A 15,245-nucleotide genomic window follows, 5' to 3' on the forward strand; every position below is an offset into this window, starting at 1 on the left:
TCATAATAGATTTATTTATTATAATTTAAGTTTTAACAAAGTATAATTTATCTGCTAATATGCATATACTCTGATGTTTTATTATAGGTACATACTTTATAAGCGATAGTTATATTTTATCTGAATAAAAATCCCTCACCCCGGAGATTTTACATTTAATTAAATTAGGCAGGTATCCTGGCTCAATTTCATCCTACTCCTACTCCTTCCCATCCAAAGGACAGTGGCAAATTGTAGTTTCGTCAATATTACAGTAGCGGGGGCTGCAAAGGCTTTTAACCTTTTTCCCTATTAATCTTGTAGAACCTAAGTTAATATACTATTTGATTTTAATTATTTATAAAACTTGTGTTATTCATACTATCTATGACTGCAAATCCATCTTCTACTTCTAAAATACTTACTGATGCATTATCTATTTTAAAATTCCAATGGTATTTGTAGCTTCCTGATACTAAATAACTTATTATGTTCCTTATAGTTCCTCCATGAGAACATATAAGTATTGTTTTGCCTTTATCCATACTTATAATTTCTTTAACCTCATTTGATACTCTTGTAAATGAATCAATAAGACTTTCACCATTTGGATATCTGTACTCATATCCTTTTTCTATCATCGAGTTAAATTCTTCTGGATAATTCTTTTTTATGTCATCAAAAGTAATCCCCTCAAAATCCCCAAAACTAATTTCTTTCAATGTTTCTTTTTCTATTATTTCTATCCCTTTTTTCTTTGCAACATCTTTTACAGTATCTTTTGTTCTTGAAGATGTTGTTGTGTATATCTTATCTATATGTATACCATCTAAGTATTTGGTTAATTTCTCTATTTGCTTAATTCCAACTTCACTAACTACACTGTCTATATGTCCTGATAATCTTTTACTTTGATTATCTGTAGTCAATGCATGTCTTACTAAAACTAATTTAGTCATTATAGTATCACCTCTTTTAAGGTTACCCTATTATAAGATATATGTAAAGTAAATATATAACTTCTCCAAGTTCTATACTACACCCTAATATATCTCCTGTAACTCCATCAATTTTTTTGTATATATGATTTTTAAATAATTGATTAAATAAAATAATAACTATTATAGATGCTAATATAGGCAACGTCATCGAAGAATTAAATACAAATTTGGCTACTAATATAATCAATGCCATCGTATATAGTATTGCAGTTAAAAACATTGATGTAGTTGCCTTACCTATAAATAAGTTTCCCATTCCTTTCTCTCTTGGTGTAACAGTTTTATAAGTTAATCTTATTACTCCAAGTCTACCTATAACAGGCATAAATATTATAGTCCACATTAAATTATTGTTTATTAAGCTATATATAAAACCTATCTTAAGCAAAATTAAAAATACTATAGCCAATAATGAATTTGTCCCAAGTCTTGAATCTTTCATTATTTCTAGCATTTTTTCCTTATCCCTATAACTATATATAGCATCAAATGTATCTCCCAATCCATCAATATGTAATCCCCCTGTCAATATAACAGAACCTAAGGTTACCAATATTGATGTTATAAATGGATCAAATAATATGTTTGATACAGTACCAATTATAAATAATAAAATACCTAATACAAACCCTACCAGTGGAAAATATGTTATAGTTTTATGAAATTCATCATCAAATCCTACATCTATATTTATTGGAATTCTAGTCATAAACTGAAGTATTGATATAAATCTTTTCATAATTATCCCTTAATTTTCATAGGTATTGAACTAACTACAAAATAGACTTCGTCACTTTGGGCTGCTATTTGTTGATTTATTCTACCTACTATATCCGTATATACTCTACTAAGTTTATTAGCAGGAACTACTGCCATTCCTAATTCATTAGTAACAGCAACAAAATAAAGTTCTGTTTTTCTTATCTCTTCTATCAGTTTATTAACTTGATCTTTTATGTACTTTTCTAATTCATTTATCTCATCTTGTGTTGCATTTTCAATATCTATATCATGCGTAAACATTAAATTATTCACTAATAAAGTTACACAATCTAATATAACTGTTTTGTGAGATTTAGATATATCCTCAATTATAGAATATATATCCTTATATATTTCATATGTTTTCCAGTTTTGTGGTCTACTTTCCTTATGTTTTTTTACCCTATCTTTCATCTCATCATCAAAGGGTATCGATGTTGCAATATATGCAGTATTGTTATTTCTATCTTTACATAATTGTTCTGCAAAACTACTTTTTCCTGATCTTGCTCCACCAGTTACTAGTATAACTTTGCTCATACTTATCTCCTTATTGCTTTTTCTATCTTCCCATATCTATCTCATCAAATGTCGCCATATTTGTATATGTATAATTTGATGCTTCAATTATATTAAATGCAAGTGCTGCACCACTACCTTCTCCTAATCTCATATCCATATTTAATACAGTACTTAAATTTAGCATATCTAGTGCTTTTTGTGTACCTGGCTCTGCTGATGTATGAGATGCTATCATATATTCCCTAGTTATTGGATTTAGAGTGTAGGCTAAAAGAGCAGCTGCATAAGATATAAATCCATCTAATACAACAGGAACATTTCTAGCACTACATGCTAATATAACTCCTGCCATAGAACCTATCTCAAATCCGCCAACCTTCGATAATATATCTATAGCATCTTCTCTATTTGGCTTGTTTAGTTCTATAGCTTTTCTTATAGTATCAGCTTTATGCTTTATTCTATCTTTTTTAAGTCCAGCTCCCATTCCTGTAACTTCTGCTGGATCACATCCATCTATTACAGATATTATAGCACTACTTGGTGTAGTGTTACATATACCCATTTCACCTATTCCTATAAGCTTATAACCATTATCTATACACTCATTTGCTGCTTCTATCCCTATTTCTATGGATTTTATAGCTTCATCTCTACTCATTGCAGGTCCCTTAGCCATATTAGATGTAGATTTTCTTATCTTTTTATCAATCACACCATCTAGTTTATGGTCACAATTTATACCAACATCTATAGCTATTACATCTGCTCCTACAAATTTACTTATAACTCCTACTCCATTTAATCCTTTTGTAAAGTTCGGGAATTGAAGATAAGTTATACTTTGAGGATCCGGAGCTACACCTTCTTCATAAACACCATGATCTCCAGCAAATGCTATAATAGCTTTTTTAGATGTATCAAGCTCTTTTTTTCTATATATCCCAGCTAATTGCATACAAATTTCTTCCATCTTACCTAAACTTCCAACTGGCTTTATAAGTCTATCTAATCTTTTTTTAGCTTCATCCATAGATTCTCTATCTAGTGAATCTATATTATTTAATACATAATCTAGTGAATTCATATATATCATCTCGTTTCTTCGAAAATAATTTACCTAGCCAGTAAGGCTAGGTTTAGTGAAAAACCTCTCCAAAATTCATATATATTTTACATATAAATAAACTATTCTACATGGCATTTATATATCCTTCATATCATATGGTAAATTTTATCGAGATTTATATTTAGTTTTAAAGATTATGAGCTATTTTTAATGCCTCATAACTAGCATTTATAGTATAATCTATGTCCTCATTAGTATGAGCATTTGATAAGAACATTGCTTCAAACTGTGTAGGAGCTAAAAGAATTCCTCTTTTTAATAACTCTTCAAAATACTTATTAAACTTAGAAACATCACATCTTGTAACATCATCATAGTTTTCTATTGGTCCATGTGTAAAGAATAAACAAACTAATGAACCAGCTCTATTAACTGTGTAGTTAAGACCTAATTTTTCTATATTAGATTTTAATCCTTCTTCTAATCTTATAGCTTTTTCTTCTAACTCTTTATAGATTTGAGGATTATCTCTTAATATTTCTAAGTTCTTTTTACCCATATACATAGCTAGTGGGTTTCCTGATAATGTACCAGCTTGATATACTGGTCCAACTGGAGAAACCATACTCATTATTTCTTTAGTTCCACCATAAGCACCAACAGGAAGTCCTGCTCCTATTATTTTACCGAAACATACCATATCTGGCTTTATTCCAAAATATCCAACAGAGCTACTATAATTTAATCTAAATCCTGTTATAACTTCATCAAATATTAAAACACTTCCATATTCTTTAGTTATATCTCTTAATAATTGTAAGAACTCTTGCTTACCTGGAACTACACCCATGTTTCCTGCTACTGTTTCAACTATTACAGCGGCTATTTCATGTCCTTGAGTTTTAAATATTTCTCTTACTGCATCTAAATCATTGTATCTACAAACTAATGTATCTTTAACTACATCAGATGGAACTCCAGGGCTAGTTGGTACTCCATATGTTATTGTTCCTGAACCAGACTTAACTAATAAAGCATCTGAATGACCATGGTAGCAACCTTCAAACTTTAATATTTTATTTCTTTTTGTAAATCCTCTAGCTACTCTTAATGCACTCATAGTTGCCTCAGTCCCTGAATTTACCATACGTACTTGATCTATAGCTGGATATGCTTCTACTATTATCTTAGCCATTTCAACTTCTATAGCTGTTGGAACTCCATAGCTAGTTCCTCTAGATACAACTTCTTCAATTCCCTCTACTATTTCTTTTGGGCTATGACCTAGCATAAGTGGTCCCCAAGAGCATATATAATCTATATATTCATTTCCGTCAACATCATATATTCTACTTCCGTGTGCTCTATCTATAAATATTGGATCTAATCCTACTGATTTAAACGCTCTAACTGGGCTATTAACCCCTCCAGGTATATATTCTATTGCTTCTTCATATATCTTTGATGACTTTTCGTTTTTCATAGTCATGTCCTCCTTAGTTTATATTTCGAATAGTTCTTCTACCATTTTCATATATTCTTCTCTTTTGCCTTTATCCTTAGTTTGCTTTAAATTTATTATCGGTTCTCTTATAAGTCTCTTTAGGGCAGAAGTCATCATCTTTTCAATAATTTTTTTCTCCCTATTATCAAGATTGATCTTTCTAAAAATATAATCTAATGTATCTTCTCTTATTTCATCGCATCTTTCATTCAAAGATTCTATCGTAGGATCTATATTAGTTGAGTCTAGCCACTCTACAAATTCATCTATACTTTCATTTATCATTCCTAAGCCAATATTAGCTAACTCTTTTCTCTTTTGATCATTCTTATCATGTATTTGTTTTAAATCATCTATATCATAGAGTTCTACATTCTCTAACTTATTTATATCTGGATCTATATCTCTAGGAAGAGCTATATCCATCATATATATTTTTCTTTCAATCTTTGGCATTTCATCTGCCTTTATTATAATATGTGGAGATGCCGTTGCGCTTATTACCATATCAACATCATTTAACACTTTATATCTATCGTTATATTGTATAGGTACAATATTTTTATAATCATTTTCTATCTCTTTTATTTTCCCATGACTACGATTTGAAACATATATGGTATTAACTTTTCCTTCTTCTAAATGTTTCATTGTCAACTTACTCATCTTACCAATTCCTATAACTAGTGCATTTTTCCCCTCTAAATTGCCTAGTTTTTCTTCTAAGAATCTAACCCCTATGTAACTTATTGATAATGGCTGTTGTGATATTTTAGTTTTGGTTTTTATATCTTTAGAAACTGTGATAGCTTCCCTGAATAGCTTGTTGAATTTTTTCTTACTAGCTCCTAATTGCATAGAAAATTCATGTGCATCTCTGACTTGACCTAATATTTGATCTTCACCTAACACTATAGAATCTAAACCTGCAGAAACTTTGTATATATGCTCTATAGCATCTCTATCTTTTTTAGTGAATAAATACTGTTTAACTCCAGGTAAATTGAAAAATGATTCATAAAACTCTTCTACAATTTTTATTTTGTTTTCAATATTTTTTGATTGAATATATATTTCACTTCTATTACATGTAGATAGTATTATAATTTCTTCTATTTCTTTGTCTAATAAATAATTTATAGCTTCTATTTTTTGTATATCTGTAAAAGAAACTTTTTCTCTTATCTCTATGGGAGCTACATTATGATTAACTCCTATCACCCCTATATTCATAGACAACCTCCAAATCGTATGTAATATTTCTGTTCACTCTTTATAGTATACAACTACATGCATAATTTGTAAATTTTCATATAAATATATTTTTGAACGCAAAAAAAAGATTACGTGGCTACGTCTTACTCTCCCAGGAGGTCGCCCTCCAAGTACCATCAGCGCTAAAGAGCTTAACTTCTGTGTTCGGTATGGGAACAGGTGTATCCTCTTTGCTATAATAACCACATAATCTTTATCTTTTAGAGTTAATACTCTGAAAACTGTATATCATTTAGTTAATGATTTTTGGTCAAGTCCTCGACCTATTAGTATCGATAAGCTAAATACATTACTGCACTTACACCTTCGACCTATCAACCAGGTAGTCTTCCTGGGGTCTTACCCTTACGGTGGGAAATCTTATCTTGAAGTTGGCTTCGCGCTTAGATGCTTTCAGCGCTTATCCATTCCGTACATAGCTACCCAGCCATGCCCTTGGCAGAACAACTGGTACACCAGAGGTACGTCCATCCCGGTCCTCTCGTACTAAGGACAGGTCTCCTCAAATTTCCTACGCCTGCGACGGATAGGGACCGAACTGTCTCACGACGTTCTGAACCCAGCTCGCGTACCACTTTAATGGGCGAACAGCCCAACCCTTGGGACCTACTACAGCCCCAGGATGTGATGAGCCGACATCGAGGTGCCAAACCTCCCCGTCGATGTGGACTCTTGGGGGAGATAAGCCTGTTATCCCCAGGGTAGCTTTTATCCGTTGAGCGATGGCCCTTCCATGCGGAACCACCGGATCACTAAGTCCGACTTTCGTCCTTGCTCGACCTGTATGTCTTGCAATCAAGCTTCCTTTTGCCTTTACACTCTTCGCACGATTTCCGACCGTGCTGAGGAAACCTTTGAGCGCCTCCGTTACTTTTTGGGAGGCGACCGCCCCAGTCAAACTGCCCACCTGACGGTGTCCCAAGACCTGATTCAAGGCCTCTGGTTAGGATCCCAGTACTACAAGGGTGGTATCCCAAGGGTGACTCCACACAGACTGGCGTCCATGCTTCATAGTCTCCCACCTATCCTGTACATGTAGTACCAAGACCCAACGTCAAGCTACAGTAAAGCTCCATGGGGTCTTTCCGTCCTGTCGCAGGTACCCGGCATCTTCACCGGGATTACAATTTCACCGAGTCTATTGTTGAGACAGTGCCCAAATCGTTACGCCTTTCGTGCGGGTCGGAACTTACCCGACAAGGAATTTCGCTACCTTAGGACCGTTATAGTTACGGCCGCCGTTTACTGGGGCTTAAGTTCACTGCTTCGGATTGCTCCTAACAGATCCCCTTAACCTTCCAGCACCGGGCAGGCGTCAGCTCCTATACATCGTCTTGCGACTTAGCAGAAACCTGTGTTTTTGGTAAACAGTCGCTTGGGCCTATTCTCTGCGGCCATCCAATGGATGGCACCCCTTATCCCTAAGTTACGGGGTCATTTTGCCGAGTTCCTTAACAATAGTTCTCTCGCTGGCCTTAGGATACTCTCCTCACCCACCTGTGTCGGTTTACGGTACGGGCACCTTTAACCTCGGTAGAGACTTTTCTCGACAGTGTGAAATCAGCTACTTCGCCCAAAAGGGCTCCCCATCGTACCCTAGCATTATCAAGACGGATTTGCCTATCTTGACTGCCTCAGTACTTAGCCACACATAACCAACAGTGTGGTTAGCTTATCCTACTGTGTCATCCCATTCCTCAAACGGTTATTGGTGGTACAGGAATATCAACCTGTTGTCCATCACCTACGCCTTTCGGCCTCGGCTTAGGTCCCGACTAACCCAGGGCGGACGAACCTTCCCCTGGAAACCTTGGGTTTACGGCCCGTGGGATTCTCACCCACGTCTCGCTACTCATGCCAACATTCTCACTCGTATACTGTCCACATGTCCTTACGGTCATGCTTCAGCCTGCATACGAAGCTCCCCTACCCATCATAAATGATGCCGTAGCTTCGGTAGTACGTTTTAGCCCCGGAAATTTTCGGCGCAGGATCACTCGACCAGTGAGCTATTACGCACTCTTTAAATGAGTGGCTGCTTCTAAGCCAACATCCTGGTTGTCTGTGCAATCCCACATCCTTTACCACTTAACGTACATTTAGGGACCTTAGCTGACGATCTGGGCTGTTGCCCTCTTGACTATGAATCTTATCACCCACAGTCTGACTCCTGAGCAAAAGAAGACGGCATTCGGAGTTTGATAGTCTTCGGTAAGTGCAATACCCCCTAGGACATTCAGTGCTCTACCTCCGTTTCTCTAAGCTCAAGGCTAGCCCTAAAGCTATTTCGGGGAGAACCAGCTATCTCCGGGCTCGATTGGAATTTCACCGCTATCCACAAGTCATCCCCGAGCTTTTCAACGCTCGTGGGTTCGGTCCTCCACGAAATTTTACTTTCGCTTCAACCTGCTCATGGATAGGTCGCCCGGTTTCGGGTCTACGTCAAGTAACTTAAATCGCCCATTTAAGACTCGCTTTCGCTACGGCTCCACACCTTAAGTGCTTAACCTTGCTACTTAACGTAACTCGTTGGCCCGTTCTACAAAAAGTACGCGGTCACACAAGAAATGTGCTCCCACAGCTTGTAAGTACAGGGTTTCAGGTTCTATTTCACTCCCCTCCCGGGGTTCTTTTCACCTTTCCCTCACGGTACTATGCGCTATCGGTCACTAGGTAGTATTTAGGCTTGGAGGATGGTCCCTCCTGCTTCCCACAGGGTTTCACGTGTCCCGTGGTACTCTGGATCATATCTGAAGTCTTCTCGTTTTGACTACGTGGCTGTTACACTTTATAGCGGAGCTTTCCAACTCTCTTCGTCTACAATAGCCTCTTCGTTGATGATATGTCCGCAACCCCAACAAAGAAAACTTTGTTGGTTTGGCCTGTTCCGCGTTCGCTCGCCGCTACTTACGGAATCGATTTTTCTTTCTCTTCCTCCAGGTACTTAGATGTTTCAGTTCCCCGGGTTCCCCTCGCTAAGCTATGTATTCACTTAACGATACTTAGACATTACTCTAAGTGAGTTTCCTCATTCGGAAATCTTCGGATCAAAGTTTACGTGCAACTCCCCGAAGCTTATCGCAGCTTATCACGTCCTTCATCGGCTCCTAGTGCCAAGGCATCCGCCCTGCACCCTTAATAACTTGACCAGTTATTAAAGTTATTTTAAAGACTTTTCTTGTCTATTTATAAAAAATGATGTCATATCACTAAATGTTATACAGTTTTCAAAGTACTAAAATGCTTCGCATATCGCCAACGGTCACTCCCATTCGGTCATGCTACGTTGCTCAAATTAATGAGTTTGCGCTACGCGCATTTTTTGAGATTTTCATTTATTCAATGAACTCTCAAAATTAAACAGTAGGTAATTCTCCTTAGAAAGGAGGTGATCCAGCCGCACCTTCCGATACGGCTACCTTGTTACGACTTCACCCCAGTTATTGATTTCACCTTCGACGGACGCTTCCAAAAGGTTAGCTATCCGGCTTCGGGCGCCCCCAACTTCCGTGGTGTGACGGGCGGTGTGTACAAGACCCGGGAACGCATTCACCGCAGCATTCTGATCTGCGATTACTAGTAACTCCAGCTTCATGTAGGCGAGTTTCAGCCTACAATCCGAACTGAGAATGGCTTTAAGGGATTAGCTCCACCTCACGGTTTGGCTGCCCTCTGTACCACCCATTGTAGCACGTGTGTAGCCCTAAGCATAAGGGGCATGATGATTTGACGTCATCCCCACCTTCCTCCAGGTTATCCCTGGCAGTCCCTCTAGAGTGCCCAACTTAATGCTGGCAACTAAAGGCAAGGGTTGCGCTCGTTGCGGGACTTAACCCAACATCTCACGACACGAGCTGACGACAACCATGCACCACCTGTCACTTCTGTCCCCGAAGGGAAAGATGCGATTAGGCATCGGTCAAAAGGATGTCAAGCTTAGGTAAGGTTCTTCGCGTTGCTTCGAATTAAACCACATGCTCCGCTACTTGTGCGGGTCCCCGTCAATTCCTTTGAGTTTCACTCTTGCGAGCGTACTTCCCAGGCGGAGTACTTAATGCGTTAGCTGCGCCACCGAAGGGGGTAACCTCCGACAGCTAGTACTCATCGTTTACGGCGTGGACTACCAGGGTATCTAATCCTGTTTGCTCCCCACGCTTTCGTGCCTCAGCGTCAGTTACAGTCCAGAGAGCCGCCTTCGCAACTGGTATTCCTCCTAATATCTACGCATTTCACCGCTACACTAGGAATTCTACTCTCCTCTCCTGCACTCAAGTCTTACAGTTTCAAGAGCTTACTACGGTTGAGCCGTAGCCTTTCACTCCTGACTTGAAAGACCGCCTACGCACCCTTTACGCCCAGTAATTCCGGATAACGCTAGCCCCCTACGTATTACCGCGGCTGCTGGCACGTAGTTAGCCGGGGCTTCCTCCTCAAGTACCGTCATTATCTTCCTTGAGGACAGAGCTTTACGACCCGAAGGCCTTCATCGCTCACGCGGCGTTGCTGCATCAGGCTTTCGCCCATTGTGCAATATTCCCCACTGCTGCCTCCCGTAGGAGTTTGGACCGTGTCTCAGTTCCAATGTGGCCGATCACCCTCTCAGGTCGGCTACTGATCGTCGCCTTGGTAAGCCATTACCTTACCAACTAGCTAATCAGACGCGGGTCCATCCTGTACCGCAAAAGCTTTGATATTTTTACCATGCGATAAAAACATGTTATCTCGTATTAGCATACCTTTCGGTATGTTATCCGTGTGTACAGGGCAGGTTACCCACGCGTTACTCACCCGTCCGCCGCTCTTTACCGAAGTAAATCGCTCGACTTGCATGTGTTAGGCACGCCGCCAGCGTTCATCCTGAGCCAGGATCAAACTCTCAAATAAAAGTTGTTACCTGCTCAGACTATCATTATCTGAATATCTGGCTTGGTTTGTTTTCGATTCTTTTAAGAATCAGTTATATAAATTAACCTACTGTTTAATTTTCAAAGTTCATTTTCGTTTTTGCCCTTTTCTTAAGGACAAGTAATACTATATCACCTTACATTTATATCGTCAACACTTTTTTAAAACTTTTTTAAAAAAATTATTATTATTTATATTTTAAACATAAATTAATATATCCAAAACTCTTGTATTTAAGAGAATTTCCAGTTAATTTGGTTTTATTTTTTATTGAAAAATTTTTTTAAAGTATATATACATTTACAAATTAGAGTATAATAGTAATATAGTATTAAAACCAGATACTAATTTTGTTATAATTTGTTGGTTTATTTACTTATTTATGTAAAAACGTTTAAAATGAATTATATATTCAACTTTAATTTATGGAGGTAAATTATGAATAATTATCTTAGAGAGCCAATTAATGGTTTCACACACCTTGCTGGTGCAATCTTATCCTTTATTGGTCTACTAGCATTGGTAATAAAAACAACATTAAATACCCCATCTACTTTAGAGCTAACAGCTGTAATAATATTTGGATTAAGTATGATTCTTCTATATGCAGCTTCTGCAACTTATCATTTAGTTATTTCTAGTGATAAGGTAATAGGATTTTTAAGAAGATTAGACCACGCTATGATATTTGTTTTAATAGCAGGTTCATATACACCATTTTGCTTGATAGCTTTAGATGGTCCTACTGGATGGATTTTATTTGGAGTTATAATGGCTACTGCTATTGCTGGCATATCTTTTAAATTAATTTGGTTTAACTGCCCTAGATGGATTTCAACAGCTATATATGTTGCTATGGGATGGATTTCTATATTTCTTATTAGTCCATTATATAAAGCTTTATCATTCCATGGACTTTCTTTACTTGTATTAGGTGGAGTTTTTTATACTATAGGAGCTTTAATATATGCAACTAAACCAAAATTTTTAGAATTTAAATACTTAGGTTTTCACGAAATCTTCCACATATTTATAATGCTTGGAAGTTTAACTCATTTTTTCTGTGTATTTAATTTTGTCATATAATAAAAAAGGAGAACTATCAGTTTTGATTAGTCTCCTTTTTTATTTATCTAAAGTATTATTTCTATTTTTGTACCACTACCTATATTGCTTTCTACTTTTATATCTCCATTATGAGCCTTTACAATATCTCTACTTATGGCCATACCTAAGCCTGATCCTTTATGAGCATAACCTGTATTAGTTCCTCTATAATATCTCTCAAATATATACTTAAGATCTTCTTCAGATATTCCCCTTCCATTATCTTCAATAATTATATGTGTCTTTTCATCCAAAATTATATTTACTTTTATACTTACATCTTCATTATTGTGAATAATAGAGTTGTATAAGAGGTTATTTATTGCTCTCTTCATTAGTAATTCATCTATTTTCAATACTATATTATCTTCTTTCGAATTAAAATCTATATATACATTATTATATTTAGGGTTGTTAAGTATATCTATAATACATCCTCTAACCAGTGATACTATATTCTTTTCTTCCCTGGATATATTTGAATATCCATCTTTTAGCTTCATAGTTAAATTTAAATCATCAACTAATTCTTTTATATAGTTTGCCTTACTATCTATAATCTCTGCATATTGAGATACTTCATCTACTTCTATATCATATCCGCTAGACATTAATTCTGCATATCCTTTTATAGATGCTAAAGGTGTTTTTATATCATGAGAGATATTTGCTATCCACTCATTTCTCATGGATTCGATTTTTTTTCTTTCTCTTTCATTTGATTTTAATGTGTCTGCTAAATTATTCAATTTATTAAATACTGGCTTGTATATTCCTTTTTCTTTATAATATGATTCATAGTTTCCACCAGCTAGATCTTCAACTCCACCAATTATACTTTTTACAGGTTTAGTTAAAGATTTACTAAATATATACCCTATCACTGTAGCTACTATACAGTCTACTATTATAATCGCCAATATAACTTTTGATATTATATTTCTTAATGACTCAGATTCAGTAACTATACTAGTTCTACTCACCTTGTTCATTGGAAATCCAATTAGGTATGTATATGAGTAATTATTTATATTTTTTTCAGCAACTAAAACTGTAGATTTATTATCTTCTACTCCAGCATATTTATATGTATTTATTAACTGAACAGGTGTGTATTTATTTCGGATATTATTAGGTGCATTATACTTGTAAATTACACTTCCATCACTGTCTAATATTTGTATCCACATTTTATCTTTTTTTAATATTTCTTTACCTTTATCATTCACATAAACGTTATTTATATCATCTGTATCATTAAAAATATTTTTATTAAAATCTCTTACAAATGCCTCTACATTATTAAATATTCCATGTCCATTTTGTGAAGAATCCGCATTTATCATAACAGATATAAAAATAGCTATAGCTATATTTAATTGAACAACTATCATAGCTACTATTACAGTTGATAAAAGGTACTTTAAAGTCAATTTCCATTTCATACTAAATCATCCTTAGCTATCTATTCTTTTACTAAAAACTTATATCCAAGCCCTTTTACATTTATTATATATTCTGGCTTTGAAGGATTATCTTCAATCTTTTCTCTCAGTCTTCTTATATGAACCATTATGGTATTATCATATCCTATAAAATCATCTCCCCATACTTCATCACAAAACTTTTCTTTACTTATTATCTGATTTTTATGTTTTACCATATACATAAACATCTTTAATTCTTTAGGCTTTAATTCTAATAATTCTCCATTTTTCTTTACCTCTAAAGTCTGCTCATTCACTTCAAATGGCCCTACTTTTATAATATTATTATTTATTTTTTCTTCTATATTAAATTGCTTCTTACTTCTTCTAAGTTGAATTTTTACCCTAAGTGCTAGTTCTTTTATGCTAAATGGCTTTGTTATATAATCATCAGCACCTATAGATAATCCTACTAATTTATCTAATTCTTCTCCTTTCGCTGATAAAAATAATACTGGTATGTCTGATGTTTGTCTTATTTTTTTACATACATCATATCCTTCGATATCCGGAAGCATAATATCTAGTATGGCTAAATCTGGATTTTCATTTTTGAATATTTCTAATCCATTAGTTCCATTATCAGCTATATAAATATTTTCAAATCCTTCTTTTTTAAGTGCCTTTTTTATTAGCTTTAATATCTCTACTTCGTCATCTACTACTAATATCTTACTTTTTCTTATTAAAGACTCCACTTAAAACCCTCCTATCACTTCATATAATTTTTCTTACTACATATTATTTTTTAATTTTACGTTTTTTTATATTTAATTTATACCATATTTTATAACTTTTATTTCTAATGAAAAAAGAAAAGCATAACTAATGTTTTGCTTTTCTTTTTATTATTTCTAAATTATTTATATTTATATATTATCTTTCACTTAAAAAACTTCTCTTAGCTAAATTGTAAAATAATACTACTCCCACTACACTTGTCCCTATAAATACAGCCCATATACTTAATGGTAGTTTATATCTTATAATTGGAGTTGCATACATTCCTAATATAGGCCATTCTAAAACATTACTAACCATACCTCTAGCCTCCATAAAGTAAGGTATTGCCATACATGCTCCACCTATTAAAAATGGTACTATTGCATTTTTACTTATAGATGATAAAAATAATCCTAAAGCTGCTAGTAAGAATGATCCTATTATTATGTTGATAGTCATCATTAATATCATTTGAATTACTGTTATATTAGATCCGCTATTTCCAAAGTACCATAAATTCTTTAATGGAGTATCTAATCCTTTAAAGTTTAAGGATACTAATGCTCTTAATACCATTGTATATAATATTGAAAGATTTACTATGCTAGCACTTACTCCAGCTGCTATAAATTTACTTATAACTAACTGTTTCTTACCATTTTTTGTAGCTTTTATCAATCCATCCATGTTTGAATTATACTCTATAATAAAACTTCCTGAAAACATCATAAACATAGTTAATCCCATAAATGGAGCAAGGCCAAACCATTTAGAAAATAAATTTGCATATGTCTCATTAATATCAAAATTATAAGTAGAGCTATATGCTAAAAACATTGTTAACATCCAAACAATAATTACTCCAAGCTTAAAATTCTTTTTTATCTCTGCCTTGACAACTGAGAACATGA

General features: G+C 35.0%; 10 protein-coding genes, 3 rRNA genes and 1 riboswitch. Of the genes, 1 reads left to right on the plus strand and 12 read right to left on the minus strand.

What is annotated here, in order from left to right:
• Positions 1-150: 150 nt before the first annotated feature.
• Positions 151-325, minus strand: a riboswitch (cobalamin riboswitch).
• A gap of 4 nt (positions 326-329) precedes the next feature.
• The 9 genes from FRIFI_RS12980 to FRIFI_RS13020 all read right to left on the minus strand — a co-directional run bounded on the left by FRIFI_RS12980 (position 330) and on the right by FRIFI_RS13020 (position 10,996).
• Positions 330-938 (minus strand): histidine phosphatase family protein, encoded by a 609-nt coding sequence (locus FRIFI_RS12980; protein ID WP_092922144.1) that lies wholly within the window; start codon positions 936-938, stop codon positions 330-332.
• Between the two features lie 22 nt (positions 939-960).
• Entirely contained in the window at positions 961-1,719 is a 759-nt protein-coding gene (cobS, locus tag FRIFI_RS12985; protein WP_166506062.1) for an adenosylcobinamide-GDP ribazoletransferase, read from the minus strand.
• A gap of 2 nt (positions 1,720-1,721) precedes the next feature.
• The gene (gene cobU, locus FRIFI_RS12990) at positions 1,722-2,282 is read right to left on the minus strand and encodes a bifunctional adenosylcobinamide kinase/adenosylcobinamide-phosphate guanylyltransferase (RefSeq protein ID WP_092922138.1); all 561 of its coding nucleotides are present in this window, start codon (positions 2,280-2,282) and stop codon (positions 1,722-1,724) included.
• 22 nt (positions 2,283-2,304) lie between these two features.
• Positions 2,305-3,351 carry a nicotinate-nucleotide--dimethylbenzimidazole phosphoribosyltransferase gene (gene cobT / locus FRIFI_RS12995; protein WP_092922135.1) on the minus strand — a complete coding sequence of 349 codons (1,047 nt, stop codon included), beginning with the start codon at positions 3,349-3,351 and terminating at the stop codon, positions 2,305-2,307.
• Positions 3,352-3,520: 169 nt separating this feature from the next.
• Positions 3,521-4,816, minus strand: coding sequence for a glutamate-1-semialdehyde 2,1-aminomutase (gene hemL, locus FRIFI_RS13000; protein WP_166506063.1), 1,296 nt, complete (start codon positions 4,814-4,816; stop codon positions 3,521-3,523).
• Between the two features lie 18 nt (positions 4,817-4,834).
• Positions 4,835-6,070: a glutamyl-tRNA reductase gene (hemA, locus tag FRIFI_RS13005; RefSeq protein WP_166506064.1), complete on the minus strand. Its 1,236-nt coding sequence runs from the start codon at positions 6,068-6,070 to the stop codon at positions 4,835-4,837.
• 112 nt (positions 6,071-6,182) lie between these two features.
• Positions 6,183-6,299: ribosomal RNA gene (gene rrf, locus FRIFI_RS13010) — 5S ribosomal RNA — on the minus strand.
• 59 nt (positions 6,300-6,358) lie between these two features.
• A 23S ribosomal RNA gene (locus FRIFI_RS13015) occupies positions 6,359-9,261 on the minus strand.
• A gap of 232 nt (positions 9,262-9,493) precedes the next feature.
• Positions 9,494-10,996 (minus strand): 16S ribosomal RNA (locus FRIFI_RS13020).
• The 16S, 23S and 5S rRNA genes sit together here, the layout of an rRNA operon.
• Positions 10,997-11,455: 459 nt before the next feature.
• On the opposite strand from FRIFI_RS13020, the gene trhA reads away from it, so the two are divergent.
• The gene (gene trhA / locus FRIFI_RS13025) at positions 11,456-12,103 is read left to right on the plus strand and encodes a PAQR family membrane homeostasis protein TrhA (protein ID WP_092922126.1); all 648 of its coding nucleotides are present in this window, start codon (positions 11,456-11,458) and stop codon (positions 12,101-12,103) included.
• Positions 12,104-12,150: 47 nt separating this feature from the next.
• On the opposite strand, the gene FRIFI_RS13030 is transcribed toward trhA, so the two are convergent.
• The 3 genes from FRIFI_RS13030 to FRIFI_RS13040 all read right to left on the minus strand — a co-directional run bounded on the left by FRIFI_RS13030 (position 12,151) and on the right by FRIFI_RS13040 (position 15,243).
• Entirely contained in the window at positions 12,151-13,569 is a 1,419-nt protein-coding gene (locus tag FRIFI_RS13030) for a HAMP domain-containing sensor histidine kinase (RefSeq protein ID WP_166506065.1), read from the minus strand.
• A gap of 20 nt (positions 13,570-13,589) precedes the next feature.
• The gene (locus FRIFI_RS13035) at positions 13,590-14,309 is read right to left on the minus strand and encodes a response regulator transcription factor (protein ID WP_166506066.1); all 720 of its coding nucleotides are present in this window, start codon (positions 14,307-14,309) and stop codon (positions 13,590-13,592) included.
• Between the two features lie 178 nt (positions 14,310-14,487).
• On the minus strand, positions 14,488-15,243 hold the full coding sequence (locus tag FRIFI_RS13040) for a hypothetical protein (protein ID WP_166506067.1): 756 nt from the start codon (positions 15,241-15,243) through the stop codon (positions 14,488-14,490).
• Positions 15,244-15,245: the final 2 nt, after the last annotated feature.

It is taken from the genome of Romboutsia hominis, assembly GCF_900002575.1.
In the GTDB taxonomy this organism is placed as follows: Bacteria; Bacillota; Clostridia; order Peptostreptococcales; family Peptostreptococcaceae; genus Romboutsia_C; species Romboutsia_C hominis.

Excerpts from the sequence above, each read along its gene's own strand:
- FRIFI_RS13040 (WP_166506067.1), bottom strand. The coding sequence starts at position 15,243 with ATGTTCTCAGTTGTCAAGGCAGAGATAAAAAAGAATTTTAAGCTTGGA.
- FRIFI_RS12980 (WP_092922144.1), bottom strand. The coding sequence starts at position 938 with ATGACTAAATTAGTTTTAGTAAGACATGCATTGACTACAGATAATCAA.
- cobU (WP_092922138.1), bottom strand. The coding sequence starts at position 2,282 with ATGAGCAAAGTTATACTAGTAACTGGTGGAGCAAGATCAGGAAAAAGT.
- cobS (WP_166506062.1), bottom strand. The coding sequence starts at position 1,719 with ATGAAAAGATTTATATCAATACTTCAGTTTATGACTAGAATTCCAATA.
- hemL (WP_166506063.1), bottom strand. The coding sequence starts at position 4,816 with ATGAAAAACGAAAAGTCATCAAAGATATATGAAGAAGCAATAGAATAT.
- hemA (WP_166506064.1), bottom strand. The coding sequence starts at position 6,070 with ATGAATATAGGGGTGATAGGAGTTAATCATAATGTAGCTCCCATAGAG.
- trhA (WP_092922126.1), top strand. The coding sequence starts at position 11,456 with ATGAATAATTATCTTAGAGAGCCAATTAATGGTTTCACACACCTTGCT.
- FRIFI_RS13030 (WP_166506065.1), bottom strand. The coding sequence starts at position 13,569 with ATGAAATGGAAATTGACTTTAAAGTACCTTTTATCAACTGTAATAGTA.
- cobT (WP_092922135.1), bottom strand. The coding sequence starts at position 3,351 with ATGAATTCACTAGATTATGTATTAAATAATATAGATTCACTAGATAGA.